Here is a 26,607-nt window from a genome sequence, read left to right on the forward strand (position 1 = left end):
TGATGGCCGGTCTGCCGCTTTACCCTCGCCCTGCAAGCGAAGCGCAGCGGGGAGAGGGAAGGGGCCCGACGCGCAGCGGCGGGAAGGGTAAGGGGCACGGCCACCGACGCAGTGAGGGCATGCTTGTTGCGAGAGCGTTCAGTTGTCTGAGGTCGAACTCAATCTCGCAAAAGCCCCTCACCCTCCCATTGCTGCGCAATGGGCCCCTCCCTCTCCCCGCTAAAGCGGGGCGAGGGTAAGGGCGCATCCCTCAGGAGATGTGTGTCAGATGATAGCGGCGAAAGCCGGGACCCACTAAATTCGTACAAGGCGGGCAGCGCTGCTCGCGTGGATTGGCTTTTGTGAATTCCGGCTTTTCGCAGGGATGACGGTTTGGGAGATACTCATCCGATGGGCTCGATCACGACGGCTTCCTTGCGGGCGCGTATGATCTCCGACACGATGACCGCGCCGATGACGAGGGTGCCGCCCACGACACGCGCCAGCGTGAGCCCTTCGCTCAGAAACGCGGCGGCCAGCACGATGACGAAGACCGGCTCGAGATTGAGCACCATGGCCGTCGGCGCCGCGCCGGCCAGGCTCACCGCCCGGAACATCAGCACGAAGGAGACCGAGAAGAAGAAGCAGGTGACGACGAGCGGCAGCCACGGCGCGAGGCCGGGCTCGGGTGTGAGGACGAAGCTGCCTGTCGCCAGCACGAAGAGCGCCACCGTGACGATGCCGGAGATCGCCATATGGAAGCTCACCACCGTGCTGTCGGCGGCGCGCAGCGCAATGCCGTTCCAGAAGATCGATACGGCATAGCAGAACGCCGCAAGGCCCGCGAGGAAGATGCCCGTGGGGTCGAGCGCCACGTCATTGAGGCCGACCGCGATGCCCACACCGGCAAAGGCGGTGATCAGGCACAGGAGTTCGACGGCGCCGGGGAAGCGGCGGGCATGCAGGCACTCAAACAAGGTGGTGAGCATCGGGAAGGTATAGAGGATGACGACGCCGAGGCTGACCGGGATGAAGGCGAAGGAGCCGAGCAGTCCCAATGTCGCGACCGCGGTTATCGCACCGGAGCCCAGCGCATGCCCGGTGTGGCCTGGCGCTAGGCGCGGCTTGAGCCTGAGCACCACCATCAGAAGCACGACGGTCAGGAACAAGAAGCCGAAGCGCGCCAGCACGACGGTCGGCGGGCTGAAGCCGCTCTTGTAGGCGAAGGGCACCGACACGTCGTTGACGGCGAGCATCAGGCCCGCCGCCGCCGCAATAATAATGCCGAAGCGCGTTTTCTGCGCCGTGTGATCGCTGCTCATGCTGTTGAAGCCCCCGCGGGCGCGGAAGGTGAGGGCGCCCCCGGCGGCACTCTAGCGCGGGATGCGAAAAAGTGGATACCGGTTTTTCGCAAGAATCCCGCGCTAATATATAAGAATCGATCACGTTTATGAGTTTGGATCGATTCGATCCAAACTCATCGTGATCTAGCGCGTGATCAGGAAAAGTGGATACCGGTTTTCCGTCCGATCACGCGCTAAACTTAGAATTCCGGCCGCGAGCCACTTCCAGACCGAAACTCCCGACGCCCACGGCTACGCGCCCTTCCACCGCGGCGATGACGGATGCGGCGTCTTGCGTGTCGAAACCATAGAGCTCGATGAGCTCGACGCCCGCCGCCACCATTTCGCGCGCTGCCGCGACCGCGCCTGCCGCATCGGGCACGGCAATCAGAGTCGATATCTGCGGCGGCCGCTTCTGCACTGTGCGGTCGCGCTGGGCATCGGCGCCCGGCAGCCTGATGATGAAGGCATCCTTCATGTCCTTGCCCGCCTCGAAATTGGCGCTGAAGGCGGCGGCCAGACGGATGGACTCGAAGCCGAAGGTGACCGAGCTCACCGGCACCGCGCCATCGACTGCGCGGCTCACCTTGTCGCGCCAGATGGGGGACATGCTGCCGCACAGCTCGATGCGCCGGGCGCCCCCAGTGACGAGCGTCTTCGCCCAGGCAAGCGCATGGCTCGGCTCGGCGACCGTCACGATGGTGACCTTGTTCGCTCCTTTCTCGATGTCGATGCTTTCGCCTTCGGGTCCGACGCGCGGCGATTCATAGATCACGGCAAACTTCGTCATGTCGCTCATCTCCAGTGGGGTACGACAGAGAGATGACATTCTTAAGCGATCGACGTAATTGATAAATTTCTGCTCATCTTGATCTAAGAGATCGATCATGTTGGATGGCCTGACCCTCGACCAGCTTCGTATCTTCATCGCCGTGGCGAAGGCCGGCAGCTTCCGCGCGGCGGCGGCCCGGCTCGGTCGCGTCCAGTCGGCGGTGAGCCATGCGATCGCCAATCTCGAAGCTGAGCTGCGCCTTACCTTGTTCGACCGGTCCGCGCATCGCCCGGAGCTGACGCCCGAGGGCAGGGCGTTGCTCGCCGATGCGCGCGCCGCCGTGCAGCGCATGGACTCTCTGAAAGCCCGCGCGCGCGGCCTGGGCGCCGGGATCGAGCTGGAGCTCCCGATCGCGCTTGATCCGCTTTTTCCCTATCCGCTTGCCGCCGCCGCGCTGAAGGACATGCATGAGGACTTCCCCTCGGTCGCGGTGCGGCTGTGGGAAGCACCGCTGGCCGAGCCGATCGCCGCCTTGCGTGACAAGCGCTGCGTGCTGGCGCTGACGACCGTCGATTTCCCCGATGCTGAAATCGAGATGGAGCAGCTGCCCATCTCCCCGCCGGCCAGTTTCATCGCCGTTGCCGCGCCATCGCATCCGCTGGCAAGGCACCCGGGCGAAGCTCCGCCGCTCAGCGCGCAGGACCTGGCCGATCACCTGCAGATCGTGGTCGAGGATCGCTCATCCCTCACGCGCGGCAAGGATTTCGGCGTGTTCTCCGCCGGCACCTGGCGGGTGAGCGACATGCAGACGAAATATGCGCTCATTCGCGAAGGATTGGGCTGGGGTCGCCTGCCCGGCTGGTGGATCGAGCGCGATCTGGCTGAAAAGCGCCTGGTGCCGGTGAGGACGGCGGCTTTCGGTCCCGATGGCGAGATGATCATTCGCGCCTGCCTCGCGCGCCGCAGCGACGATGCCTTGGGACCGGCGGCGCGTTGCCTGCGCGAGGCCTTGTTGCGGCGTGCGCGCGGCAAGGCGCTGACTGCAATGTGATGCCGTCAGGGTGACAAACCATTGACGCTTTCACGGCGCAGCCTACTCTCAGGGCCGGGACGGCGGATATGGAGGCTCTGATGGGCGGCATGCTCTTGCGGCTTCTGATGACGGTGCTTGCCCTGGCGTTTTCGCTGCGTGTGGGCCTTGCCGCCGACACGCAGGTCGATCTCGAACTGGTGCTTGCCGTCGATGTGTCGCGCTCGATGGATGCGGATGAGCAGGCCTTGCAGCGCAACGGCTATATCCAGGCGTTTCGCCACCAGGAGGTGATTGACGCCTTGTCGTCCGGGCCGTATGGCCGCATCGCGGTCAGCTATGTCGAATGGGCGGGGCCGTCCTTCCAGCAGACCATCGTGCCCTGGATGTTGATCGACGGCGAAGCGGCCGCTCACGCCTTCGCCGACCGTCTGGCTGCCGCACCCATATCGCGTGAGCGTGGCACCTCGATCGCCAATGGCCTTCTCTTTGTCGGTCCGACCTTCGAAGGCAATGGCATCGCCGGCAGCCGCCGCGTCATCGACGTGTCGGGCGACGGCCCGAACAATATGGGCGTGCCGGTCCAGACGGCGCGCGATCCGCTGGTGGCTGCGGGAGTGACCATCAATGGCCTGCCGATCATGATCAAGCGGGCGGGCGGCTTTGCCTCGATCGAGAATCTCGATATCTACTACGAGGACTGCGTCATCGGCGGTCCGGGCGCCTTCCTGGTGACGGTGACCGATATCAAGAACCTTGCTTCGGCCATCCGCCGCAAGTTGGTGCTGGAGATCGCGACCCGCCCCGTGCTGCTGCAGAAGGCCAGCGAGACGGAGCCGGAGACGCGCATCGATTGCATGATCGGCGAGCGGCTGCGCGAGCAGTGGATGCGCGAATAGGACGGAACAGGGGACGGTATTGAACAATATGTGCGAGCGCGCCGCATGAGTTTCATTCAGCCGATAGGCAGCACGGAACGCGCCCGCGTTCTCGCTCTCAACAATGCGCATGCCGTCGAGACGTCATTGCTCGACGATGGAAAGCTCGCCCGCATGCTGGACGAAGCGTTCCTCGCCACCCGTATCGGCGATGTCGATGCCTTCCTCATCGTCTTCGATGAGAAAGCCCGCTATGACAGCCCCAATTTCGAGTGGTTCCGCGCGCACTACCCGACTTTCGTATATGTCGACCGCATCGTCACGGGGCCTCAGGCGCGCGGCAAGGGTTATGCCCGTGCGCTCTACCAGGACCTCTTCGAAAAGGCGGCCGTCCGGGGGCATGGCAGGGTGGTCTGCGAGGTCAATCTGGACCCTCCGAACCCGGTGTCCGATGCCTTCCATGCAGCCTTGGGTTTTATTGACGTTGGGCGCCAGCTGTTGCAGGGCTCCGGCAAGACCGTCCGCTATCTGAGTAAGAATATTCCTAGCTGATTGCCTGCGTTCCCGGGCACCCACAGCGCCTTGTGCGTTTGCCATGTCAAGGCCGGTTTTCATGCCGGAAACAGGGCGCATTTTCCTATCGATTTGCACGAAATTCGCACGTTTTTCGGCCCTTTTTGTCGCGTTTTTCGGGGCTGGATTTGGGCCGCCCAGATGCTACCGTTTCTGTGTTGCGGCGGTATCGTTAGGTCAAGTGAGTGTGTGTCATGCCAGTCTTCGAGGAGTGGTTCGAATACGACTATGAGGAAGTTCTTCTGGGTGCTGTGAAAGCGGAATCCAAGCGCGAGCATAACGCGCGCCTGGCTCTGCAACTGCGCCACCGGAGGTCCAAACCCGGTCAACAAAAATAACGCTCTCGAAAACCATCTGAGTTTCGCGACATGGCGGATGGATCACCCCACCCGCCATGTTCGCTTTTATGGTCCCGATTTGCCCGCTGCGATGGGAGCAGCGCTTGATCAAGCTGTCGGAAAGAGTCGCTATCACGGTGTGTGATCACTCCGGCATCAGCTTTCCCGATCCACCCGCTTCAGTGGGGAAGTCCGTCAGCTTGGGAAGCCCGTCTTTCATGGGCTGCACGGTTTCGGCGTAGTTCAGATGGACGGTTGGCGCGAAGGCGAGCGTCGGCAGCACGGCGGCATGAACATCGGTAAGGTTGAATTCCGGATGGTCGGCCATGATGTGGCCGCCGCATCTCCTGCAGAATTGCCGGTCGCTCATGCCGGTCTTGTTGAAACGGCCGATGAGGTCCGCCCCTTTCGTGACCGTCACATTCTCCATCTTCCACAAGGTGAAGGAGGTTACCGGCGCTCCCGAATAGGATCGGCACGAGGCGCAATGGCAATAGCCCATTTCCAGAGGCGCGCCTCTCACCTCGATCTCCACCGCGCCGCAGAAGCAGGTTCCCTTGTGCGTGTCGCCCATGTCTTTGTCCTCTTCGTTTCAGACGTGGAAATCGTTGGGGGACCAGTAGAACACCGAAAGCAGATCTTAGCGTGTGATAGGCCGTTGTTGCAATCTCACGGCATGCCGGGGCGAGCATTTACTTTGTCGACCGGTGCCGCGCCTTTGGCCATTCTCCCGAATCGTGCGGCATTGTAGGTTGCGGGATCGCTTCCCGTCGGGAGGATGAGGCCATTCTAACAATCGGTGCGATGAACAAGTGCCGGACAGGCGCTCTGGCGGCGGTGCTGTGGCTGGCCGCGACGGCGGCGGGCGCGCAAACGCCCGGCGTTGCGACGGACCGTATCCTGTTCGGCCAGTCGGCGGCTTTGGGCGGGCCTACCGCCGATCTCGGCAATGAGATGCGCCGCGGCATCCTGGCCGCCTTCGAGGAAGTGAACCGGGCAGGGGGTGTCGGCGGGCGCCGCCTGGAGTTGCGCTCTTATGACGACCGTTACGAGCCGGAGCTGGCGATCGCCAATACACGCCGGCTCATCGAGGACGACGGCGTATTCGCCCTGATCGGCGGGGTCGGCACGACGACATCGGCTGCCAGTGAGCCCCTCGCGCGCGCCGCCGGCGTGCCCTTCATCGCCCCTTTCTCCGGTGCCGAGTTCCTGCGCGATCCGGCCCTCGGCCATGTCGTGAATGTGCGCGCCTCCTATTATGAGGAGACCGAAGCGATGGTCGAGCGCCTGACCAGCGATCTCGGCATCTCGCGCATCGGCGTCCTCTATCAGGACGATTCCTATGGCCGCAACGGCCTCGCCGGCGTCCGCCGGGCGCTCGACCGGCGTGGACTCGAGCTCGCCGGCACCGGCACCTATATGCGCAACACCACCGCCGTGAAGACCGCCCTTCTGGGGCTCGGCCGAGGCAATCCTGACGCGATCGTCATCATCGGCGCCTATATGCCGAGCGCCGTCTTCACCCGCTGGGCGCGCAAGCTTGGCGTCGAGGCCCCCATCTTCAATATCTCCTTCGTCGGCAGCGATGCGCTCGCGGCGGCGCTTGGGCCGGCGGGAGACGGCGTCTACATCACCCAGGTCGTGCCCTTTCCCGACGGCGGGTCGCTGCCGCTGCTCGCTGAATACCGCAAGGCTCTTGTCGCCCACGAGGCGGCGGCGCGGCCGTCCTTCGTCTCACTCGAAGGTTATATCGCCGGCCGGCTCACCGCGGAGGTGCTGGCCCGGGCGGGGGAGGCGCCGACGCGCGCGAGCTTCCTGTCGGCGCTCACCACCACGGGCAAGTTCGACATTGGCGGCTTCACGCTGCGCTACGGGCCGGGCGACAACCGGGGCTCCGACCAGGTCTTCCTGACGGTAGTCCGCAAGGGCGACATCTTTTCGGCCGAGCGGCTTGCACCATGAACATCGCCGCCGCCGCACCTCAGATCCGACGCCGGCGGCCGCGTCTTGGCCTCTCCATCAAGCTTTATGTGGCGATCGCCGGCGCGGTGGCGCTGATCCTGGCGGCGAGCGTCGTCGCCTGGATCTCCTTCGTCGAGCTCGGCCAGCTGCAGCGCCGCATCACGCGTGAGCACATTCCCTCGATGACCGACTCCCTGCGGCTCGCGCAGCGGAGCGCGCTGATTGCGGCGACCGCGCCGGCCCTGGTCTCGGCCGCCAGCGAGGCGGAACGCGAAGCGCTGATGCAGGCGGTCAGAGACCATCAGCGCATGATCGGCGCGCTGATCGACGATCTCGAACGGCAGAGCGCCAATGCCACCGATCCCGGCAACCCCAAGCAGCATATTACCGGGATCAGGCAAGCGACCGGCGAACTCGCGACCGCCCTCGACCGGCTCGATGGATCGGTCGGACGCCAGCTTCTGCTCAAGGCCGAGCTTGCCGAGCGCCGCGACCGGGCGGTGGAACTGCATCGCCGCCTGATCGGGCGGCTGACGCCGCTTCTCGACGATGCGACCATGTACCTGGTCACCGGATATCGAACTCTCGAGGATCCGGCACCGGTCTTGGCGGGGGAGCGACTTTCGCAGGAGGCGCTGCTCGATTACACAGCGATTGCTCAACTCGGCATCGAGGGCAATCTGATCGGCGGCTTTCTCGCCGAAGCGGCCAATATCCCCGATGTCACGCTGTTGCCGCCGCTGCGCGAGCGCTATGAGGCGGCGGCGGATCGCTTCCGGACCGCGCTTGCGGTCGTGAGAGGCAACGAGGCGGAGGTGCTGCGCGTCATCGCCGACGGCCTGATCAATCTGGGCGAGGGGGCAAGCGGCATATTTGTGCCGCGCCACGCTTTGCTTGTCGAAACCCAGGCTGCCGAAGCGCTGGCCGGCGAGGCGCGGACCATCGCGGCGCGGCTGACCGGTGATGTCGACCGGCTCGTGGCCGGCGTCAGGGCGAGGACCGATGAAGCCGTCGCCGCCTCCAACCGCGCGATCGATGTCGGCAGCAAGCTGCTCTTCGTGCTCAACGCCATCAGCATCATGGGCGCGCTTCTGATCGGCTGGTGGTATGTGGCGCGCCAGGTCACCGCACCGGTGGTGCGCATCACCGATGCCGCCGCGTCCTTCGAGGAGCGGCGCTTCGATCCCGAAAGCCTCAGCCATGTGCGCACGCGCACCGACGAACTGGGAGATCTCGCCCGCACCTTCACGCGCATGGCGGGCGAGGTCCAGACCCGCACCGACACGCTCGACCGCCTGGTGGCCGAGCGCACCAGCGAATTGGAGAATGTCGCCAACCGCCTGGCCAAATATCTGTCGCCGCAGATCTACAGTTCGATCTTCTCGGCCAAGGGTGCCGCGACGGGCACGCTGGCGCGCAAGAACCTGACCATCTTCTTCTCCGACATTGCGGGCTTCACCGACATCAGCGACGGCATGGAGCCCGAGCGCTTGTCCTTCTTCATCAATACTTACTTGAGCGAGATGTCGAACATCGCCATCGAGCATGGCGGCACCATCGACAAGTTCATCGGCGATGCGATGCTGGTGTTCTTCGGCGATCCGGAAACGGAAGGGGACCGCAATGACGCCTTGCGCTGCGCCCGCATGGCGCTGCGCATGCGCGAGCGGGTGATAGAGCTCGACAAGACCTGGCACGAGAACGGCATCTCGAAGCCTTTGCGCACCCGCATGGGCATCACCACAGGTTATTGCACGGTGGGCAATTTCGGCTCCGAGCATCGTCTCGACTACACGGTGCTCGGCGGCACGGTGAATCTCGCCGCCAGGCTCGAGACGCGGGCCGAGCCCGGCACCATCCTGATGGCCGATTCCACCTGGCTCCTCATCCAGGATGTCGCGGACGCCACGCCGATGGGCGAGATCACGCCGAAGGGCTTTGCCCGCCCCGTCGGCTGCTATCGCCTGAATGGCCTTGTTGCGCCCGACACCGCGGATGCGGTGCAGCTCGCCGGCCGCCATGTCACGGTCTCTGTCGCGCATAAACGCCACATTCAGGAAGCGATCGAGGAAATGCGCCGCATGGAAGAGGATCTGGCGCGCCGCCTGCCGGCCGATTGAGCAGGACATCAGTACTTTTGGACCGCGCCTCTCGCCACGCTCCTGTGGCTCCCATCTTGTTTCAATGCGGCACACGGAGAGACCGACCGATATTCGTGAAGAGACATTGCGCGCAAACTGAGGTACAATAAAAAGCTCAAACAGGCAGCGCATAGTGTTCCGCTAAGGAGACGTTAGAGTGCCCTTAGCCCGACCGTTTGTTTATGTTTCTGTAGCGATGGGTGTTTTCCTCACCGTGGCCGCTGCATTTGCGCTGGACACCAAGCCAATCTCCCTCGACCGGATGATCCGCGCCGCTGACTTCGTGGCCGTCGGCACCATCGAGTCGGTTTCGAAGGATCGTTTCATGCTCCGGCTGTCCGACCCCATCGTGGCGCCGGAAAGCAGCGGCAGCGTCGCGATCAAGCGCAATAAGGATTGGTCGGGCGACGAGGGGCCGCAGCTCTACCGCAAGGGCGAGAACGTGCTGGTATTCGCCGAGAAGGCCAAGGCGAACGCGCCGGCCGGAAGCCCGCCTTGGCGGGTGCTCGGCTTCGAGAATGAAGGCGTGCTGCCTGTCGAGGGCGAGCATGTCTACTACACCAGCGGCGCGCTGGAGGGTTTCGAAGCCAAGCCATACGATGTCGACGGGGCGGAATTCACAGCCTACAAGTTTGGGCTTCCAGACTTCGTCGCGGCGGTGAAGGCGCACCGCGATTGCTTTGGCCGCGCGCCGGTCCGCGGTGAGCGGCCGCCTGGCAAATCCGAGATCCTGTGTTCGGAATCGGAACTCAAGGTGCTCCGGGACAACACAACCCTTGGAGCGTATCTGATCCGACAAGCAAAGGGTGAATAACACGCGCGACTAGCCGCACGACCGAGAGCATCTTTCCATGAGCTGAATGGAGGATATTATGCACTCCTTATTCGGGCATCGCAGCAACACCTCGAACAAGTCTTTATGGAGTGGAGTGCGCCGGCCTCCGGCCCGGCATTTGGTATATGCTGCGGCAGTCGTCGCGCTGATCGGAGCGTTCACGCATGCCGCGCGCGCCGCCAACGTGGATTGTCAGGCGAACCGTACCGGCACCGGCAGTGTCCTTTATCTGTATTACCCGACGGCCAGTGACAGCAACTTTCCGGACGATGTCGGCGACCTGGGGGTCACGACTTCACCGCTTGCCGATTTCGATGTCGCCGACCTCGATTCGGGGATAGGAACGACCGCCGCCTTGCGCGATGCCGTCACGTCACGCGTCAAGGTGGACTACTGCGAGTTCAATATCCGCATCGTGCCGACGACAAGTGCGAACGGCACCACAAATCCGCAGCCCGGGGACGCTCGGTGGCAGGTCGTCGGGATCGGAAGTGATTCATCTCCGGACCTTTTTGGCATAGCGAGCGACGTCGATACCGGTGACGCGGTGGCGCAGGACTTTGCCCGTGTCTTTGCCGATTCGTTCGGCGTCGAATTCGGCGGTGCCGGCGGGGAACTTAACGGGGCCAACTCGACGCTGGATCGCTGGGCCAATGCGATCGCCGGCACCACCTCGCACGAGGCGGGACACGACTACGGTCTCGGCCACAACGATTCGATTTCAAAGGCGGGCGAGGATGACCGCAAGAGCCACATCATGGCATCGGGCACTGAAGGCGGGCTCACGGGTGCCGACCGGGTGAAGAATCGGCATTTCAGCGATACGAGTTTCGAGAAGCTGGCCGCCAATATCGGCCTCTATGAGCAGACGGTCAGCAACTGGGACTTCATCAACCCGAACAGCACCGCGGCGAACGGCTTTACCATCACCGTGCTCGTCGTTCCGTCGGCCGGCGCGCCGACGAAGGGTTCGATGTATACCGGCTCGCTCAGCCCGTGGAACAACGTATCGATCTCGGCCGACGGCTCGGAAATGCTCCAGGGCGTGAACTACAACCGCTACCGCATCAATTTCACCGATCCGAAGGGCTGGGCGAACGGCAGTGCCGGCGAGGTCGGGGCAGGCGTCGAGTTCCATGTCGGCGTCGGCCTCACGACGGCCTATATCGTGCGCGCGACCGAGCTTCGTTCGGGGACCACGGTCCTCGGTCTGCATCCGCGCGTCGTGGGCTACACCGTCGATGGGTCTTTCGACCCCGAGAGCGGCGATTTCCATGTGTCGCTCGTCAATGGCGATCCGGACGCGCCCTTGATCATGTCGGACATCGAGATCCTGCATCTGCCGCGCACCGTGGCAATCGACGAGATGGTGCCCGGCGGGAAGCTCGTCGGCCAGGACGGGCTGCCGATCGAGCCCTGGAAGGCGTGGGACCCCGGCCAGAAGGCCGTGGAGATTACCGACAGGGCGAATCTGAGCCTCGGCAATCTCTCCAATAAGCGCGCGGTGGACTACAAATATGAGACGGCCCCTGGCTGCAAGCGCGGGATCTTCAAGCCGCCGCCGATCCAGGACGGCCGAGGGTTCGCCACCGTTGAATATTGCCCCAAGGGTCACGTGCTGGGCCTGTTCCCCTCGGCGCGGGTCTATGTGAAGGCGACGGTGACCGATCCTAATGCGATCTTTTTCGACGCCAAGGAGGGGCGCTTCGTGACAGGCCCGCTCAGCACCCGTGTCTTCTTCCAGGTTGCCGGCAAGCATCCGGACCTGAACGAGAACGGGGTGGACGACGCGATCGACATCGATAACGGAACCTGCGCGGACACGAACCGCAACGGCGTGTGTGATCATATCGAGCCCCAGCACTACAAATATGCGGCGAAGCTCGTCTGCGGCGTGCAGCCGGAAGAAAATGACGGCCGCGTGGTGCGGGGCAGCTACGCCACGACCGTCAACATCCTCAATCCGCAAGAGCGGGAAGTGCGCCTTGTGAAGACGCTGTCGCTCACTTATCCGCCGGAAGAGCAGCGCCCGGGCGATGTGCTGACGATCGGCAAGGATCTTCTCAAGCCGGACCAGGCGCTCAAGGTCGATTGTGCCGACATTCAGCGACGGTTGTTCCCGAACGGCCTGCCGGCCTTGTATATCGAGGGCTTCGTGGTCATCGAGAGCTCCGGCAGCCTTGACGTGACCGCGGTCTATTCGAGCCGCGATGTCGCCGAGGCGCCTGACTGCGGCGGACGTCCCGGAGGAGACGGCGGGCATTGCGGCTGCAAGCACGGCGGGGACGATCATTGCAAGCGTGGCTGCGGAAAGGACGGGGGCGGTTCGCCGGGCTGCCAGCCGCCGGATTCGATCTCGACCACGCTCGATGTCGAGCAGATCCGCGAACGGGTGATTGAGCGCGCCAAGCAGCCGCCGGTGCAGCAGTGCGCCGACCTGACGGTGCGCGATATCAGTCGGCCGCAGGTTTCGTGCCCGACGGGCGGGGGCAGCTGCGTGACGAAGGTGGACTACGCGATCGCCAATATCGGCAATGCGGCCTCGGGTCCGTTCGAGAGCCGGGCGACGCTCGATCCCAACCAGTCGGTTGTGGTCACGCAACTCGTCGCTGCGGGTCTGGCGCCGGGTCAGTCCACGTCTATCAGCGTGGTCACGCCGCCGGACGGCAATTGTTTTGACGGCGATTGCACCGTGGCGGTGGACGTGGACAGCTCGAACAAGGTCAACGAGTGCCGAGAGGACAACAATTCTCTCGCCAAGACCACGAAGGGCTAGCGCATCGGCCCGAAAAGCTTGTGGTCAGGCCTGACCCGACCATGCGCAGCGGTTTTCGGGCAAGCCGATGCGCAAATACAAAGAGATAGAGCGGCTCCGGCGGCCACCACCGCTGCCGGAGCCGCCATCCGCGCTGGCGCGGCGCCGTCCGGTTGATCCTCCTGGTGCAGTCAAAACGACTGTGACTTGAATTCAGGTCCTTGTTGCGGGACTTCGGGCGGCTGGTTATCGTTTGTGGCTTTCGGCAGTTCGTGAATTCGGTTCTGAGAGCCCTGGAACTCGGCAAGCAACCCGTCGCCGCGCAGGGCCGCCTGAGTGTGCAGGGAGCGAAGCAACATCATCATCATCGAATGTCCTCCTTGTCGGAAGGTTTTACCGTGTCCTGCGCGCGGCGCTGTTGCCACCCGTTTCTTGCTCCGATCCAAACCTCTGGACAAAAAGTCATGAGAGTCGACTGCCGCTTGCCATTGGCAGTGACTCTCTAGTCGATCGTATCATTCGGGAGGGTCGCGGCTGGCAGCGGCCTCGTCGATCGCTCGAAGCAAGCCGGCCTCGATCGTCACACCTTCGCTTATATCCTTGACGATCTCGGGCTGCCGCGAGGAGCCGGAAGGTCGGCGCCTTCAGCATAGAGAGCGAGCGCTTCAGCAGCATTTGAGCATGTTCACCCTCGTTGGCTGCGGCAGGAGATACTCTATTCTGAGTAATTCTTTAAGAAGTGAATGACGCTTACAGCGGTGTGCTGGAGTTGCGGCTCAAAAGTCACATTGAGCGCGCTCGGCGCTCTGTGGCTGCAGGGCGTAGGTACTTGGTCCATCTAGAATGCGACGCCAATCTCGAAGACAATTACTCCGTAATGGTCGCCGTCATCATGGACATTACCACGGCGCAAGCTCCCCTGCCGAAGCTGCAAGAGGCGGCCGCTGCCATCGGAGTCTCGGGCAGGACCGCCAGACTCTCTACCGAGCAGCTACCTCCGATCAAGGAAGCCGCCTGCGAAGTGCTTGCCATCCCGGGCGTGACCGATGTGGTCAAGCCCGCGTAACAGCGAGGCGCACATGGCCTATACTGAAGACGATCTCAACCTTCTGGCTTCGGTGCCGCAGCTCATCGGCTCGGCCATCGCCGCCTCGGCGGGAAGCGGTTTGTTCGGCACCGGCAAGGAGCTCTTTGCCAACGCCAACGCAGTGTTGGACGGGCTCAAATCCTATCCCGGCAACCCTCTGATCAAGCAGCTTTTGCCGGATCCGGCAGGTGACCGGGCTGCAGCCGTCGAGAAGATGAAAAGAACACGTGACTGGACCACGGCGCGGCTCAGGGCCAAGGGCGTGGACAATGGCGAGAAGCTGAGAGCCCTGGTCATTGAAGACGCTCGGGCTGCCGCTGCGGTGCTCGCCAGCAAGGCCTCCCCAAGCGAAGCGGCGGAATACAAGCAGTGGGCTCTGTCGATCGCCGAGAAAGTTGCGAGTGCTGCGACCGAAGGCGGCTTCCTCGGCTTTGGCGGAGAGCGTGTTTCGGCGGCGGAAAAGGCGCTGATCGCGGACGTCCGCAACGCACTTGGCGTCGCCGCGACGGCCTGATCCAAGCGCTCAAGCGCTCGCTGGGGAGGAGCGTATAGGAGGAAAGCAGTCTGTCCCATGCCCCGGTGGTTTGATCTGCAATGGCTGACGGCGGCGATGGACGCGCTGTCGACGAGGCAGCTGGCGTTCTTTTGCTCGGCGATCCTTGTCGGTGTCACCTGGTTTGGAATCATTTTCTTCAAGCCATTCATTCGCAGGCTGCTGCGCAGCCAACCTGGAGCAAACGATCTTGTAAATTTTGCAAGTGCGGGATTCAGCCTTTTCTATGGGCTGCTGCTCGGGCTCCTGTCGTTTGCGACCTTCGGCAACGTATCGAGCGTCGAAGCAAGTGTGGATCGCGAGGCGTCAAACATCGCGGCGCTCTATCGCCTGGTGGGATCCTACCCCGAACCACTGCAGAGTGAACTGCAGTACCTGCTTCGCGACTATACTAAATATGTCATCGACAAAGACTGGCCGGCACACCGGCAGGGGAAAATCTATAACGGAGGCGATCTGCGACTACAGGTGATCGAGGAGAAGATAATATCTCTTATGCCCGCCAGTCACGCGCAAGAACTCCTCCAGGAACAGAGCATCAAGACATTTGGCGAGATCCGCGACGCGCGTTTCCAGAGACTCACCGGCGTGAATACCGCAATTCCCGGCGTGCTCTGGTATGTCGTCTTTATCGGCGCCGTGATAAACATACTCCTGATCTGGATGCTCGATATGCGCTTTTCGTTGCATCTGGTGCTCGGCGGCATTGTCTCTTTCTTTCTCGGCGTCATGATCTTTCTCATAGCGGCAATGGATCGCCCGCTGCAGGGAAGCGTCAGCGTGTCGGCCAACGCGTACAAGGTCATGTTCAAGCATGCCATGCAATGGGACGATGCCCAATGACAGTCGGCTATCCCAACGTGCGCAAGCTTGTGGCCGTGGTCATCGCATCTCTGACCTTGGCCGGAACCTGGATTGTCGCATCCGCGGAGCCGGCCTTCGTATCGATGGGCACCGGTCCTGTTTCAGGCATCTACTATCCGACCGGGCGATCGATTTGTGACGTCGTAAACGCCGTAGCCGGAATGACCCTGCGGTGTTCGGTAGAAGCTACTCCCGGGTCTGTGTACAATGTGGAAGCGGTTGCGAGCGGGGAAATCGAATTTGCGCTCATCCAATCGGATGTCCAGTTCTTCTCGAGTAGAGGTGAGGGACACTGGAAGAACCGACCTGTGGGCAAGCTTCGATCGGTCATGTCGCTTTATCCCGAACTGCTGACGATCATGGCGCGCCCCGACGCCGGCATCCACGATCTCGATGGGCTCAAAGGCAAGCGAGTGAACATCGGAATGTCGGGAACCGGAACGCGCGCCACATGGGATGAGATTGCCGACACCTTCGGTATCTCCGCCGGAGATTTGATGGAGGCAGCCAAGCTCAAGCCGGCGGCCGCGATCGAGCGCATGTGCGCCAAAACACTGGACGCAAATCTCCTCATCGTCGGCCATCCATCGAAAATGGTGGAATCTCAACTCGCGACCTGTGGCCTGGTTCTTGCTGGTGCGAGCGAGGAGAGGATCAGCAAGCTTGTCAGCTCGAGGCCCTACTATGTCAGCGCGACAATTCCGGCTGCATATTATGGCCTTGGCAGTGACGTAAGGACATTTGGTGTCAAAGCCACGCTGGTGTCGTCAGCCGACGTACCTGATGATCTTGTCTATGTGCTTGTCAAAACCATCATGATGAATCTCGATAATTTGAAGGCGCAATCGCCTTCGCTCGCGGGGCTGAAGCCGGAGGAGATGATCAGCCAATCCTTGACGGCACCTTTGCATCCCGGGGCCGCCAGAGCTTACCGGGAACTCGGCCTTCTCAAGTGAGGATAAGCGCTGGAAACGAGATGAAGTGGACACCGATTTTCGCAGGAAATTGATTCAATACAAACTCATCGTGATCTGGGAGAAAGAGAGGAGGAGATGGCGCAGTTCGAGACGCAGGAGGCCCAGTTTCAGCGATGGATCAAGATCACCCTGGACGACGAAGCCGTGCGGGCCGAGGCCGGTGCGCTGAGCTACATGCGCGGCGAGATAGAAATCGATACGCCGCTGCCCTCGCTCGGCCAATTCATCAAGTGCAGCCTCGCCGATGAACCGTTGGTCAGGCCACGCTATATCGGAACGGGTGAAGTGTTTCTCACCTCCTCATTTGGCGGATACCACGTCATTGAGCTTAAGGATGAGGCCTGGATTCTCGAGAGCGGCGCCTACTGGGCATCCGACAATACGATTGAGCTGGGCCTGTATCGCGAAGCAATGATCACATCCTTCTGGGCAGGAGAGGGGTTCATCGACTTTCAGACAAAAGTCAGCGGGAGCGGCCGTGTCGTGCTGAATGCGCCAGGTCCCGTGGAAGAGATCAGCCTCGGAAATGAATCTATCTCCGTCGAGGGCAAGCTCATCATCGCCCGCACCGCCGGTGTTGGGTACAAGGTCGCCAACCCGGCCAGATCATATTTCAGATATTGGCTTTCGCGTGAGAAATTCGTTCGCCGGTACACAGGTCCCGGCAAGGTGCTGCTGGTATCCACCCCGTATTTGAACCGGCGTCTCGCGGCCGGCCTTGCACCGGAAAGCGACACGATGAGCGTTTCCTGAATGCGGTTTTTATCCAACGGCAAAGAAAGTGGCGAAGTGTCCCGCTTGATGCGATTGAATGCCACTCTTGAATGAGTCCTGACGTGCGATGACGTGCTCGACAACAACACGCCCTTCTGGTTTGCGGGGACAGCGATTTCTTTCACTCGTCTCTACTGCGAGACCACCGTTGCCGGCCTCTACTTCTTCGCCATGAAAGGCGTCAAGCTCCCGATTGCCTGCAGCGTATTTCCGGACGAGCTGTATGAAGCGCCGAAGAGCTGGGCAGAAGGCTTATCCCAATCTCATACACTACAAACTAGCTTCCCAAGGGCGGACACTTCGCGGCTTGGGGGGCAGCCGGAGTTTATGACGGCTGAGATTCGGACGGCATTAACGTTTCTTCGTTGACGGGCCGGACTCCGGCCCACACAGAATTGCATAGGAGCGCCGCCTGTGGCGCCCCAAGTCCCCGCGCCCTGAGTCTTCCGAAAAGAAACCGGCCCCGTCCGAATGAGACGCAGCTTCCTGTTGGCAGGGCAAAACGAATATCGCATTGCTGTAATCCAATTTGACGGTATAGTCAGCAAGATAGGTCCCGGGTGGCTTTTCAGCTGGGGCGGGGGAACCAGTGACGGCGACTCCTATCGTGATCCGGTTTGTCATGGCCTCACCAGTCATACTGAGTGATGGGGCGAGCCTTGATGCCGTGGCTACCTTCCAGGGCTTCGCAAGGGGCGAAGATGGGGTCCAATTACTGAACCAGCTGTTCGTAAGGAACGGCAGTGTTCATTGTGCCTCATGGCTGTTTCCGGAGACGGAATACATAGTCGACCGCGCGGAGTTCGTAAGGCTGCAGCGGACGGGCACGGCGCTCAACACCCGAACACTACTGCCGCCAAGAGGACAGACCGACGCCTTTAGAGTTGACAACAAGCGGGGCATAGCCGCCAACAAACGGACTACGATGACGACTATCGCCACGCCCGCGATATGGGCGTTCGCGACGGGCGATCTTTCAGCCATCGCCAAAATGCTTTCGGATGTGAGCAGCATCGGCATCAAGCGAGCGAACGGCTTTGGTCGAGTTCAGCGCATTGATATAAGCCGTGCAGAGGGCTGGCCCGGATTCGGCAAGCTGATGCGAGACGGCTCACCTGCCCGAGCCATACCTGTCGACGAATGCCAGGCAGTGACAAAGCGCGGCGCCTACGTTCTTGGCTTTCCCCGGTGGTCGGCCGCGCCGGAGCAATGCGCCATACCAACAAGAAAGACTGTCGACCCCACTATCTTTGCCGAACTGGTTCCAGCCGCCGAACTGGAGTTCTCATGAGCGGCGGGATGATTGACCAATTCGCGATTGCCTTCGAGGTCGCCAGGCACTGGCTGCCGGAAGATGAACAAGGCAGTGACAACCGCGCCAACGTGCTGCGGGCCCTGTCGCGGCCGCAGGTGACCGACCCCGAGAAGGCGGCACGGCGTCTTACCGTTGGGTGGTTCATTGCAACCCCGGATGGCGGGTATCACAACCTGGGCGCCGAACCACTGCGCTCCCTGAGCAATCGCGTGGTCCGAGGGACCAGTATCGAGGAGACCATCGGTGACCAGCCGATTGAGAGGCCGACCGTAGTCGTCAGACTCGCGAAGGCGGGACTTTCAATCCGAAACTTCCAGCCCAGCTACGGCGATACACTGCGCATCAACGAAGCGGGCAAGCCCACAAGCAACATCGACCTCGCGAATGTTCGCGACCTCACCAGACTGACCTGGCGGGTCAAGCCCGGGGCCAAATGGGTGTACCAAACCCGCAGGGCGCTCGTCGAGGCGAAGTTCGGCAACCCGGCGGGGCTGCAGACTCTCCCTAGCCACCCTTCAACGATGACCCTGCTGATCTGCTCAAGGCCATCGACAGGATGACTCAAGACGAGATCACTTATGCCATCGCACTCATGATCCGGAGGATAAAGAAGTGAGGCAGGCAACCTTTCCCACGTTGGAGACCAACACCTACGTCCTTCACCAGCAGATAGAGAAGCTGATGGGTGGCCGTGGAGCGAACCACTATGTGTGGTCTGCGGAACCCATAGGCAACCGGATGACGGCCATTACCATCAGATCGGCAGCACTTCCTCCGGTCCTCGAGAAGTATGGCGTGACGCTCCCCTCGACTTTCCACGTCGGAGAAGTGAGGCGCTTCAGCCTCGTGGCGCAGTGCGCGATTAGAAGGGGCGAAAAGAACAACCGGGTCGCCATCGACGTGGATGATGATGAGCGAAGGCACGAGTGGCTTCGGCGACGTGCGGCCCTGAACGGCTTTGAAGTCGTCAGTGCCGAGATCGCGACTGTGGAGCGTATTCGCATCGGGAAGACGGGTGCTCGCCACGTGGCGGACCGGACCCGGTTCGAGGGAACACTGAAGATCACGGATCCTGAGAAGTTTGCGAACGCCATGCGCATGGGTATTGGTCATGGCAAGGCGTTCGGCCTTGGCCTCATCGACGTCGGCTGAACGAGGGGACACAACAATGAACTATAGCATCACGGGCCAAGGATACATTACCGCGGAGACACCGGTCGCCGTGTCTCCTCCGGATCACTACAGCGAAGCCAGGCGGCTACTCCAGCTGCCGAGGGAGACCGTTTACCGCGACGGCTCGCCACAGAAGTTTCCCATTATCCCTGCTTCGACCTTCCGCGGGGCACTGCGCCACGCCGTGACCGGCCACACCTTTGAGGCACTGAACGAGGTGGCACAGAAGAAGCTGTTCAAAGTGAACGACTACATCTGGACGGCGCAAGGCGGCGTTACAGACAGGAGGGAAGAAGGTGTCGAGAGCTTTGTTGAAATCTCGATACCGGCACGGGTCCGTGCAGAGAACCCCATCATGGGACTGTGGGGAAACTTCACGTTCAAGATGGGTTCGCTGATCGAGATGCGCTCGGCGAGAGCAGTGGACGGTGAAGCCGCGATCGTTCTGATACCGGCGCAGGTGCGCACCGACCCCCTTGAGCGCGACTATGGTCTGTTGGGGATTTTTGACAAGACGGACCTCGGCGCCTTCAAGGATGAAATCATTGCGCGACGGCAGATGGTCAAAGCCGAGAAACGGGCCGAACAGCTGGAGCATCGGCTTCAGCAGGTCGCAGACGGAAAGCGTGAGATGACGCCGGAGCAAGTCAAGGCCCTCAAGGCCGAGATCGCGCAACTGAAAGATGATGCGGAGGTCCTCGCGGAGAAAGCGGGAGGTGCAGTGAACCTTCAGCAGATCACGACGCGGTATGAAGCAATAGCTTCGGGTGGAGAACTGGAGCACGGATGGGCACTCAGGGATGTATCGGTGGACGAGGCGGCAGTATTCCTGTTGGCCTGGCGTGCGTGGGTTGCGAATGGCTCACGAGTCGGCGCCATTCAGCGCAGCGGCTTCGGGAAATTGAAGGGCCACTACGATATCCTGATCAAGCCGTCACAGGGTGCGAATCGGCTGGATGCACCGGTCGCCGCCGGACGCATGAAGTTTTCATACGAGGCAGGTGTACAAATCGAGACGGGCGATGACGTATTGCAGAAGATCGTCGGTGCGGAGGACGCGATGAGAAAGGAAGGATTCGCGAATTGGAACCTGAAAGCTTCATAGGCAATTTTGCTGCGGACGATGAGTGTTTGTATCGGAAAGCCCGTAACAAATGCGATATCAGGGGTTCAGCCCCCCTCGATTTGAAGGGGGGACTGAAAGACCACTCCCGCCACATCCGCAGGGGCGGGGCATACAGACCCCATCGAATTGAAAGGGGACTGAAAGGTGACGCGGCTCAGATCCATCAGCGCCCATGGTACAGCCCCCCTCGATCTGAAGGGGGACTGAAAGCCCTCAATGGAGAGAGAGAATGAGCGAGCGTTGCAGCCCCACTCGATTTGAAGGGGGACTGAAAGGTGACGAACGTCCGCAACACCAAGTCAATCCGTTACAGCCCCCCTCGATTTGAAGGGGGACTGAAAGTGCGTCAACCGCACGTCGCGGCCGAATATCGTTGCAGCCTTCCCTCGATTTGAAGGGGGACTGAAAGCCGGCGAACGGCACAACCGTCGAACCGTGGGTTGCAGCCCCCTCGATTTGAAGGGGGACTGAAAGCCGGCGAACGGCACAACCGTCGAACCGTGGGTTGCAGCCCCCTCGATTTGAAGGGGGACTGAAAGGGGAGAACGGCAGAGAGGCAGGCGCGGGCGGTTGTAGACCCCCTCGATTTGAAGGGGGACTGAAAGCTCAAACACGATCAAGGAGACGTGAGATGAGTTGCAGACCCCCTCGATTTGCAGGGGGGCTGAAAGTCGGGGAACGTATTGTTCGCCTTGATCACAGTTGCAGGCCCCCTAGATTTGTAGGGGGATTGAAAGGGAATGAGGTTGGCGAATAGCTGGGCCCCGGTTGCAGACCCCCTCGATTTGAAGGAGGACTGAAAGTAATCGTACCAGCCGATGAGTTCATCGTTGGGTATGGCCCCCTCGATATGTAGGGGGACTGAAAGTCCCCGCAATCTCAAGGAGAATAGAGCATTGGAGCAAACCTCCTCGATTTGAAGGGGGACTGAAAGTAGAGGATGGCGAGGAAGCGGAGTTCCTTGAGCCAGTAAATTCGGTTAGACACGTGCGATGACTTCGACGTCTCGCATCCTTTCGCGTATTCTCACACCGCGCGACCAACAGAAGCGGCTAGCCGAGTTCATTGACGGCGCGGCTTCACCTGCCATCGCAGTTCAGGCCGATACGGGCACGGGGAAGACTGCCGTCCTGCTGTCGGCAGCAATCGCGGAAGCAAAGCGCGGTCGCCGGGCAATCGTCAGTACTCATACCATCCAGCTGCTCCACCAGGTCGAACGCGAGGCGGCCCGGTTTAGTACGGAAGGCGTCAGTTTTGGAACGCGATTGGGAATGCGCAACTTCATCTCTGTGTCACGGGCGAACTCGGCTTTTGCCCGTCTGCTGTCCAGAGATGACGCGACCGCAGAAGATGAAGCCGTCTTCTCCGATCTGATGAACTTCGCCGAGAGTCGTTCAGGCCTGATCGAGGACTTCGTTGCCGAGTGCGGGGATCTCCCGGCCGGGTTGAAGCCCCATGAGATTTGCCTCCTTCCCTCGGCGCGTGCCTCTGATCGTGCGGCCTGGCAGAGAGCAACGGAGGCAGTGCGTGAGACAGAGATCGTCATTCAGACACACGCTCTCACGCTTGCTCAGGCCCGTTTCGGCCAGCTTCCACCAGTCGTCATCTTCGACGAGGCCGATGCACTGAGCGATGTGGCCGACTCTGCCGAAGACAATCGGCTGTCTCTGGCTGAACTCCAGGCACTCTTGAAATATGCCGGTGTAAGCACCGCCGCCCTTGATAGGGTTACAGCGGAGCCGCGCGACTTCAAACTTCGCGAGGACCTCGCCGCGACGCTCAAGATCAAACATGAGGATGAGGACGTCCGGTTCGCAATGAGCAATGCGCAACGGATACTCACGGCCCACAAACGGGACGGACCGCGCCGCGGAACAGATGTGATCCGCGAGGGTAACGATACAATCATACGCGCACTTTGGGCAGACCGCGCCCACTGGATCTGGCGGAACCTGACTGATGCTGGCGCGCAGCGGTCCATCTTTGCCTCGGCAACCTTGGCGGTTGGTGACCAGGTAGGCCTCTCGTTGCGGCGATATGGAGTACCGCTTGCGTCCACCGAAGCTGCCAGCTTCTCCCCGCGCAACTTCGGCACCATGGACTTCAGGGTCATCCCGGAGACGACACCCGCGCCCGTCCAGGATAGGACAGTCAACGACGCGTGGCGCGAAGAAGCAAGTCTTTGGCTGACGCGCGAAGGGCTGATGCGCAAGGACAGTCGCCCGCTGGTGCTGGCCCAGAGCTACGCTGACACGGCGTACTTCGCCGAACGCCTCGGAATAATCGGACATGAGCGTGGACAACCTCTCGCGAGGTTTGTCGAACGGTTTCGGAGCGGAGACATCCAGGGACTGGCGACACCTGCGGGTTGGGCCGGAATAGATCTCCCAGGACTGATCACGGACGTGGTCGTCCTTCGGCTGCCATATGGAGTAATTGACGACCTAAAGACCGAACTGACCGGCCGAACCGACTTTCCTGCAATCAAGGCGGCGATGCAACGCAAGCTGAAGCAGGGGCTGGGGCGAGGCATCCGAAAGGAAGATGATCAGGTGACCGTTTGGCTCGCGGACCCCCGTGTCCACGATCTTCGCAATGGCATTCTCGCTGCAATCCCCGAGAGGTTCCGCAACGCCTTTCTGGTCTCATTGAATCAAGTGCGAATGCGACTTGCCGCAGTCCGGACAGAGCAGGAAAGGTTCCGGGACGCACTCCTCGCGCATCATGGCGGTCGATGCGTCGTGACCGGCAGCAATGTCGAGGCCGTACTGGAAGCCGCTCACCGCCCGGGCAAGTCATGGAAGGCCGGTCACAACCGCGTTGAAGATGGGCTGCTTGTTCGATCCGACATCCACAAGCTGATCGACGATGGACTACTGACCATCACGGATAATGTAGTAAGCGTCGATCCGTCTGTGGCTGCCGAATACGGTCAGTACGAAGGGAAGGTAATCGCGACATAACTTCTAAAAAAGGGGCCCAATCGGCCGGAACAGCAATTCGCGATCGGCTGGGCGATCCTGATCGACAGTTCCGATTTCTCTTGCAATCGTGGGCCGTCGTGAGTTTGAATATATCAGGATCCGCGCAGTGTCCCGATCCGGACGGGATGCTCGCCCGACGGCTCTTCTGTCCTGAAATACATTTCACCAGTTGTAACGGCGCAATCGCCTATCGGTCTCGAACTTCACCCATAAAGGAAACGCTTGGATGAGCATGACGGCCGGTGCAACAGGGATGCTCCACCACCTAGCCGGGTCATGGGCGGCAGGGATCGGGCGGAGCCTGGACATGATCGTCGAAGTCCTCCTGATGCTGGTGGAAAATGTCATTGGCACGGCGGATGGCGGCAAAGCCCGAAGCCATGGCGCGGCAAGCGGATCTGCGACACGTGAAGGCAAGCCGGCTGCCGCTCCCCATCGCAAGCGCGCTGCATGGTTCGACCCGGGCGCCGCGGCGCAGAATTCTCGGGACCTCAAGATGGATCGCATCTACGCAAGCGCCGCTCCGGGATCGGCAAGCCATTCGATAGCTCAACTCGGCGCAGGCGGAAGCCGATATAGGACGGATTAATATACCGCCACGTAAATTTCTTAACCCTTCATCGTAGAAACGTACAGCCCCCGAAGCCCTTGAGGATCATGTATCTGGCGTGGGGGTAATTCATAGATCCGGCGCGCCGGTGACTGCTGAGATGGCGAGAATTTTGGTGTCACTTTACTGAAAAGACAGCCACTTCGCTGCGCTACTCATTTCACCGGGATTACCTTGGAAACTGTCACCTTCCCCGCGGCGTTCGTGGAATACACGACGTGAACGCGCTCTCCTACTTTAAGTGTCTCGGCTTCGATGCCTTCCGGCAAGGTGAACACCTTGCCATCTGAGAGCGTAATCGAATCGCCACTCTTGTTTATGGCCTTGATAGTTCCGACGTCATCCTTGGCGAAAGCGCTGCCGGCCGACACGATAAGGAACGCTGCCCCAGCAGCTAAGATCGAGCTTTTCATGGCATTCTCCTGTTGTCTTGGCTTTCGGCCGCCCCCAGCACTTTTCGCTGCGCGTCAAGCGTGGTTTTAGCCGATACGGGGAGAGGGTCTATCGAGCCCAATGTGGCGCCAACATCGCAGGTTTCTTACAAATAGTTATTCGAACTGATCGCAATTGCGGCGTCTGCTGCAATCGGATCTGCAACTGCTGTGCTACGACTTGATCCGGTTGCCTGATGGGTCGTCGAGTAAGCAAAAGGTCACCAGCTGCTCCAATCAGTTCGCTCTTAAGCCACGTGGGCATGCCCTAAAGTCAAAACTGTCGGAAGAAGAACTGCAGACTGTGAGGCATGGCTATTGCGTTCGCACCGCTGAAAGCGGCTCTCGATGATGACCGCGGCAAAGCCGGCCCCATCCTGCTGAACAGCGACAAGCGGCCTTGGACAGGAGACCGGTTCCGTTCTTCATGGCGCAAAGCCAACAGAAGCGGAGATCGCCACCATTACCGGCCATAGCCTTGGTGACGTGCGGTCGATTCTTGATGCGCACTACTTGCACCGTGATCCCACACGTGAATCAGCGATCCGAAAGCTCGAAAAGAGAACGATTTCTCCCAACCGAGCGTCCAACTGACCTGGAATGCTCCAGATGACCAATAAGGAAAGTGTAAGAAAAACAAGTGGCTGGGGAACTAGGATTCGAACCTAGACTGGCGGAGTCAGAGTCCGCAAGTCTAATATATGGAATCATTCGGTATATCTGATATTGCTGGATTTTTTTGCTTGATAGTTGCGCCTTTTGCGTTTATTTGATCCCTGTCGGTTACACAACGGTTACATGGAAGATGGAATGCCAAGACTGACGGAAACCCGGGCCCTGCGCGCCAAACTGCCCAAAAAGGGCACGAAATTTGACTGGTGTTCGGAGGTTAGAACCTTCGGCGCACGCTACACGCCGGGCAGCCGGACTTGGGTGGTTTACCCACGCTGCACGAACGGCATCCGCGTCATGATTGCCCTTGGCGCGGTCGGCGTGCTGCCCTTCGAGGGGCCGCCCCACCGCCCCGGCGCGCGCGATCTTGCCATTGCCGCCATTACAGCGGCAAGGCGAGGGGAGGACCCACGCGTAGCTATCGGGCAGGCGAACGCCCCGGAAGGCCTGACGCTTGCCGAGGTGTGGCAAGCCTACGCGGACGCCGGTTTTCCGAAGCTGAAGGGTACAGGCCGCAAGCGCGCCTCGACGATCAAGCGCGACACCGATCGCTATAATTACCGCATCAAGCCGATGCTCGGGGGCGAGGCGGTAAGCCGAATCGATACGGCAAGGGTCCGGCGCTGGCTCGATACCATCGAAGCGGACGGTCAGCGCAACCATTCGCTGGTGCTCCTGAAAAGTCTCCTGTCGTTTGCCGCATCGCGCAATCTGGCGACCACTCAGGCAATCGCCATCTCGGCTCAGAAATCCAAGGAAATGCAGAACTTCTACACGACCGACGAACTGGTGCGGCTCGACGCGGCTATGGTCGAGCTCATGCGGGAGAAGCCCGAACGGCGAATGGGTTTCGCGGCCTTGCGCCTGCTCCTGCTGACTGGCGCGCGTAAGGGCCAAATCCTGTCGCTACGCTGGTCCGACGTCGACCTGAAACACGGAGTACTCGCGCTTGAAAAGGATAAGACGAGCGAAAATCGCAGAGATATCCTCCTGCTGCCGGAAGCCGTGGCGATTCTTAAGGGGTTGCCGAGGAGGAGTTCCTCGTTCGTGTTCCCCGCCGATTCGAAATCGGGCCATACGGTCAACATCGAAAAGCACCTCAATGACGCAGTCGAGCGCGCCGGTGTCAACCTTCACAGAATTCATGATCTGCGGCATAGTTTTGCGAGCGCAGCCATTAGAACAGGCACGAGCTTGTACGTCACTGGCCAGCTGCTCGGCCACAAACAAGCCACCACCACACAGCGTTATGCCCACCTTGAGCATGATGTAGCGCGCGAGGCTTTGGAGCGTATCGCCAAGGCAATAGGAGGTTGATGGACCGCCGCAAACCAGAACCCGTGCTGATTAGGGGACTGCCGTCACATCGCGTTTTGCGCAACTCTCTGGCGATTAGTGCTGGCACGGGCCGGCGGCGTGAGTCCAAAACATTGTA

The 26,607-nt window shown here is 61.0% G+C and carries 25 protein-coding genes and 1 CRISPR repeat array; of the genes, 20 read left to right on the plus strand and 5 right to left on the minus strand.

Going from position 1 to position 26,607, the window contains the following annotated elements; all coding sequences use genetic code 11:
• Positions 1–383 precede the first annotated feature (383 nt).
• Both G5V57_RS23115 and G5V57_RS23120 read right to left on the minus strand, forming a co-directional pair.
• Positions 384–1,301: a DMT family transporter gene (locus tag G5V57_RS23115; protein ID WP_165169885.1), complete on the minus strand. Its 918-nt coding sequence runs from the start codon at positions 1,299–1,301 to the stop codon at positions 384–386.
• Between the two features lie 208 nt (positions 1,302–1,509).
• A complete protein-coding gene (locus G5V57_RS23120; RefSeq protein WP_165169886.1) occupies positions 1,510–2,112 on the minus strand; it encodes a DUF6506 family protein in 603 nt (200 codons plus the stop codon).
• Positions 2,113–2,209: 97 nt separating this feature from the next.
• Between G5V57_RS23120 and G5V57_RS23125 the strand changes: the two genes are divergently transcribed.
• The 3 genes from G5V57_RS23125 (at position 2,210) to G5V57_RS23135 (ending at position 4,554) form a co-directional block, all read left to right on the plus strand.
• Positions 2,210–3,145 carry a LysR family transcriptional regulator gene (locus tag G5V57_RS23125; RefSeq protein ID WP_165169887.1) on the plus strand — a complete coding sequence of 312 codons (936 nt, stop codon included), beginning with the start codon at positions 2,210–2,212 and terminating at the stop codon, positions 3,143–3,145.
• A gap of 80 nt (positions 3,146–3,225) precedes the next feature.
• The gene (locus tag G5V57_RS23130) at positions 3,226–4,023 is read left to right on the plus strand and encodes a DUF1194 domain-containing protein (RefSeq protein ID WP_246737334.1); all 798 of its coding nucleotides are present in this window, start codon (positions 3,226–3,228) and stop codon (positions 4,021–4,023) included.
• A gap of 45 nt (positions 4,024–4,068) precedes the next feature.
• A complete protein-coding gene (locus G5V57_RS23135) occupies positions 4,069–4,554 on the plus strand; it encodes a GNAT family N-acetyltransferase (protein WP_165169888.1) in 486 nt (161 codons plus the stop codon).
• Between the two features lie 504 nt (positions 4,555–5,058).
• Here the strand turns inward: G5V57_RS23135 and G5V57_RS23140 are convergent.
• Entirely contained in the window at positions 5,059–5,487 is a 429-nt protein-coding gene (locus G5V57_RS23140) for a GFA family protein (RefSeq protein WP_165169889.1), read from the minus strand.
• Between the two features lie 230 nt (positions 5,488–5,717).
• Here G5V57_RS23140 and G5V57_RS23145 point away from each other — a divergent pair, with 230 nt between their 5' ends.
• The 4 genes from G5V57_RS23145 (at position 5,718) to G5V57_RS23160 (ending at position 12,627) form a co-directional block, all read left to right on the plus strand.
• Positions 5,718–6,875 carry an ABC transporter substrate-binding protein gene (locus tag G5V57_RS23145; protein ID WP_165169890.1) on the plus strand — a complete coding sequence of 386 codons (1,158 nt, stop codon included), beginning with the start codon at positions 5,718–5,720 and terminating at the stop codon, positions 6,873–6,875.
• Positions 6,872–8,995, plus strand: a complete 2,124-nt coding sequence (locus G5V57_RS23150; protein ID WP_165169891.1) for an adenylate/guanylate cyclase domain-containing protein — start codon at positions 6,872–6,874, stop codon at positions 8,993–8,995. The genes G5V57_RS23145 and G5V57_RS23150 overlap by 4 nt, the downstream gene beginning before the upstream one ends.
• 178 nt (positions 8,996–9,173) lie before the next feature.
• A complete protein-coding gene (locus tag G5V57_RS23155) occupies positions 9,174–9,830 on the plus strand; it encodes a hypothetical protein (RefSeq protein WP_165169892.1) in 657 nt (218 codons plus the stop codon).
• Between the two features lie 58 nt (positions 9,831–9,888).
• Entirely contained in the window at positions 9,889–12,627 is a 2,739-nt protein-coding gene (locus G5V57_RS23160; protein WP_165169893.1) for a CARDB domain-containing protein, read from the plus strand.
• A 170-nt stretch (positions 12,628–12,797) separates the two neighbouring features.
• Here the strand turns inward: G5V57_RS23160 and G5V57_RS23165 are convergent, their stop codons facing one another.
• A complete protein-coding gene (locus G5V57_RS23165; RefSeq protein WP_165169894.1) occupies positions 12,798–12,974 on the minus strand; it encodes a hypothetical protein in 177 nt (58 codons plus the stop codon).
• 461 nt (positions 12,975–13,435) lie between these two features.
• Here G5V57_RS23165 and G5V57_RS23170 point away from each other — a divergent pair, with 461 nt between their 5' ends.
• The 12 genes from G5V57_RS23170 (at position 13,436) to G5V57_RS23225 (ending at position 24,048) form a co-directional block, all read left to right on the plus strand.
• Positions 13,436–13,672: a hypothetical protein gene (locus G5V57_RS23170; protein ID WP_165169895.1), complete on the plus strand. Its 237-nt coding sequence runs from the start codon at positions 13,436–13,438 to the stop codon at positions 13,670–13,672.
• A gap of 13 nt (positions 13,673–13,685) precedes the next feature.
• A complete protein-coding gene (locus G5V57_RS23175; protein WP_165169896.1) occupies positions 13,686–14,207 on the plus strand; it encodes a hypothetical protein in 522 nt (173 codons plus the stop codon).
• Between the two features lie 57 nt (positions 14,208–14,264).
• Positions 14,265–15,089, plus strand: coding sequence for a DUF4239 domain-containing protein (locus tag G5V57_RS23180; protein ID WP_165169897.1), 825 nt, complete (start codon positions 14,265–14,267; stop codon positions 15,087–15,089).
• The gene (locus G5V57_RS23185) at positions 15,086–16,066 is read left to right on the plus strand and encodes a TAXI family TRAP transporter solute-binding subunit (protein WP_165169898.1); all 981 of its coding nucleotides are present in this window, start codon (positions 15,086–15,088) and stop codon (positions 16,064–16,066) included. The genes G5V57_RS23180 and G5V57_RS23185 overlap by 4 nt, the downstream gene beginning before the upstream one ends.
• A 96-nt stretch (positions 16,067–16,162) precedes the next feature.
• Entirely contained in the window at positions 16,163–16,840 is a 678-nt protein-coding gene (locus tag G5V57_RS23190) for an AIM24 family protein (RefSeq protein ID WP_165169899.1), read from the plus strand.
• Between the two features lie 93 nt (positions 16,841–16,933).
• Positions 16,934–17,230 carry a hypothetical protein gene (locus G5V57_RS23195; RefSeq protein WP_165169900.1) on the plus strand — a complete coding sequence of 99 codons (297 nt, stop codon included), beginning with the start codon at positions 16,934–16,936 and terminating at the stop codon, positions 17,228–17,230.
• A gap of 220 nt (positions 17,231–17,450) precedes the next feature.
• Entirely contained in the window at positions 17,451–18,152 is a 702-nt protein-coding gene (locus tag G5V57_RS23200) for a hypothetical protein (RefSeq protein WP_165169901.1), read from the plus strand.
• An 8-nt stretch (positions 18,153–18,160) separates the two neighbouring features.
• Entirely contained in the window at positions 18,161–18,736 is a 576-nt protein-coding gene (locus G5V57_RS23205) for a hypothetical protein (RefSeq protein ID WP_165169902.1), read from the plus strand.
• 52 nt (positions 18,737–18,788) lie between these two features.
• On the plus strand, positions 18,789–19,328 hold the full coding sequence (gene cas6e / locus G5V57_RS23210) for a type I-E CRISPR-associated protein Cas6/Cse3/CasE (protein WP_165169903.1): 540 nt from the start codon (positions 18,789–18,791) through the stop codon (positions 19,326–19,328).
• Positions 19,329–19,344: 16 nt separating this feature from the next.
• Positions 19,345–20,454, plus strand: a complete 1,110-nt coding sequence (locus G5V57_RS23215) for an RAMP superfamily CRISPR-associated protein (RefSeq protein ID WP_165169904.1) — start codon at positions 19,345–19,347, stop codon at positions 20,452–20,454.
• 71 nt (positions 20,455–20,525) lie between these two features.
• Positions 20,526–21,409: a CRISPR direct-repeat array (repeat unit 28 nt; unit sequence CCCCCTCGATTTGAAGGGGGACTGAAAG).
• 58 nt (positions 21,410–21,467) lie between these two features.
• Positions 21,468–23,438 (plus strand): DEAD/DEAH box helicase, encoded by a 1,971-nt coding sequence (locus tag G5V57_RS23220; protein WP_165169905.1) that lies wholly within the window; start codon positions 21,468–21,470, stop codon positions 23,436–23,438.
• A gap of 328 nt (positions 23,439–23,766) precedes the next feature.
• Entirely contained in the window at positions 23,767–24,048 is a 282-nt protein-coding gene (locus G5V57_RS23225; RefSeq protein ID WP_165169906.1) for a hypothetical protein, read from the plus strand.
• Between the two features lie 176 nt (positions 24,049–24,224).
• On the opposite strand, the gene G5V57_RS23230 is transcribed toward G5V57_RS23225, so the two are convergent.
• A complete protein-coding gene (locus G5V57_RS23230) occupies positions 24,225–24,482 on the minus strand; it encodes a DUF1344 domain-containing protein (protein ID WP_165169907.1) in 258 nt (85 codons plus the stop codon).
• 828 nt (positions 24,483–25,310) lie between these two features.
• Here G5V57_RS23230 and G5V57_RS23235 point away from each other — a divergent pair.
• The gene (locus G5V57_RS23235; protein ID WP_165169908.1) at positions 25,311–26,489 is read left to right on the plus strand and encodes a site-specific integrase; all 1,179 of its coding nucleotides are present in this window, start codon (positions 25,311–25,313) and stop codon (positions 26,487–26,489) included.
• The last annotated feature ends 118 nt before the right edge of the window (positions 26,490–26,607 follow it).

Origin of the sequence: Nordella sp. HKS 07, assembly GCF_011046735.1 — a bacterium.
In the GTDB taxonomy this organism is placed as follows: Bacteria; Pseudomonadota; Alphaproteobacteria; order Rhizobiales; family Aestuariivirgaceae; genus Taklimakanibacter.

Excerpts from the sequence above, each read along its gene's own strand:
- G5V57_RS23115 (WP_165169885.1), bottom strand. The coding sequence starts at position 1,301 with ATGAGCAGCGATCACACGGCGCAGAAAACGCGCTTCGGCATTATTATT.
- G5V57_RS23120 (WP_165169886.1), bottom strand. The coding sequence starts at position 2,112 with ATGACGAAGTTTGCCGTGATCTATGAATCGCCGCGCGTCGGACCCGAA.
- G5V57_RS23125 (WP_165169887.1), top strand. The coding sequence starts at position 2,210 with ATGTTGGATGGCCTGACCCTCGACCAGCTTCGTATCTTCATCGCCGTG.
- G5V57_RS23130 (WP_246737334.1), top strand. The coding sequence starts at position 3,226 with ATGGGCGGCATGCTCTTGCGGCTTCTGATGACGGTGCTTGCCCTGGCG.
- G5V57_RS23135 (WP_165169888.1), top strand. The coding sequence starts at position 4,069 with ATGAGTTTCATTCAGCCGATAGGCAGCACGGAACGCGCCCGCGTTCTC.
- G5V57_RS23140 (WP_165169889.1), bottom strand. The coding sequence starts at position 5,487 with ATGGGCGACACGCACAAGGGAACCTGCTTCTGCGGCGCGGTGGAGATC.
- G5V57_RS23145 (WP_165169890.1), top strand. The coding sequence starts at position 5,718 with ATGAACAAGTGCCGGACAGGCGCTCTGGCGGCGGTGCTGTGGCTGGCC.
- G5V57_RS23150 (WP_165169891.1), top strand. The coding sequence starts at position 6,872 with ATGAACATCGCCGCCGCCGCACCTCAGATCCGACGCCGGCGGCCGCGT.
- G5V57_RS23160 (WP_165169893.1), top strand. The coding sequence starts at position 9,889 with ATGCACTCCTTATTCGGGCATCGCAGCAACACCTCGAACAAGTCTTTA.
- G5V57_RS23165 (WP_165169894.1), bottom strand. The coding sequence starts at position 12,974 with ATGATGATGATGTTGCTTCGCTCCCTGCACACTCAGGCGGCCCTGCGC.
- G5V57_RS23175 (WP_165169896.1), top strand. The coding sequence starts at position 13,686 with ATGGCCTATACTGAAGACGATCTCAACCTTCTGGCTTCGGTGCCGCAG.
- G5V57_RS23180 (WP_165169897.1), top strand. The coding sequence starts at position 14,265 with ATGCCCCGGTGGTTTGATCTGCAATGGCTGACGGCGGCGATGGACGCG.
- G5V57_RS23185 (WP_165169898.1), top strand. The coding sequence starts at position 15,086 with ATGACAGTCGGCTATCCCAACGTGCGCAAGCTTGTGGCCGTGGTCATC.
- G5V57_RS23190 (WP_165169899.1), top strand. The coding sequence starts at position 16,163 with ATGGCGCAGTTCGAGACGCAGGAGGCCCAGTTTCAGCGATGGATCAAG.
- G5V57_RS23205 (WP_165169902.1), top strand. The coding sequence starts at position 18,161 with ATGATTGACCAATTCGCGATTGCCTTCGAGGTCGCCAGGCACTGGCTG.
- G5V57_RS23215 (WP_165169904.1), top strand. The coding sequence starts at position 19,345 with ATGAACTATAGCATCACGGGCCAAGGATACATTACCGCGGAGACACCG.
- G5V57_RS23220 (WP_165169905.1), top strand. The coding sequence starts at position 21,468 with ATGACTTCGACGTCTCGCATCCTTTCGCGTATTCTCACACCGCGCGAC.
- G5V57_RS23225 (WP_165169906.1), top strand. The coding sequence starts at position 23,767 with ATGATCGTCGAAGTCCTCCTGATGCTGGTGGAAAATGTCATTGGCACG.
- G5V57_RS23230 (WP_165169907.1), bottom strand. The coding sequence starts at position 24,482 with ATGAAAAGCTCGATCTTAGCTGCTGGGGCAGCGTTCCTTATCGTGTCG.
- G5V57_RS23235 (WP_165169908.1), top strand. The coding sequence starts at position 25,311 with ATGCCAAGACTGACGGAAACCCGGGCCCTGCGCGCCAAACTGCCCAAA.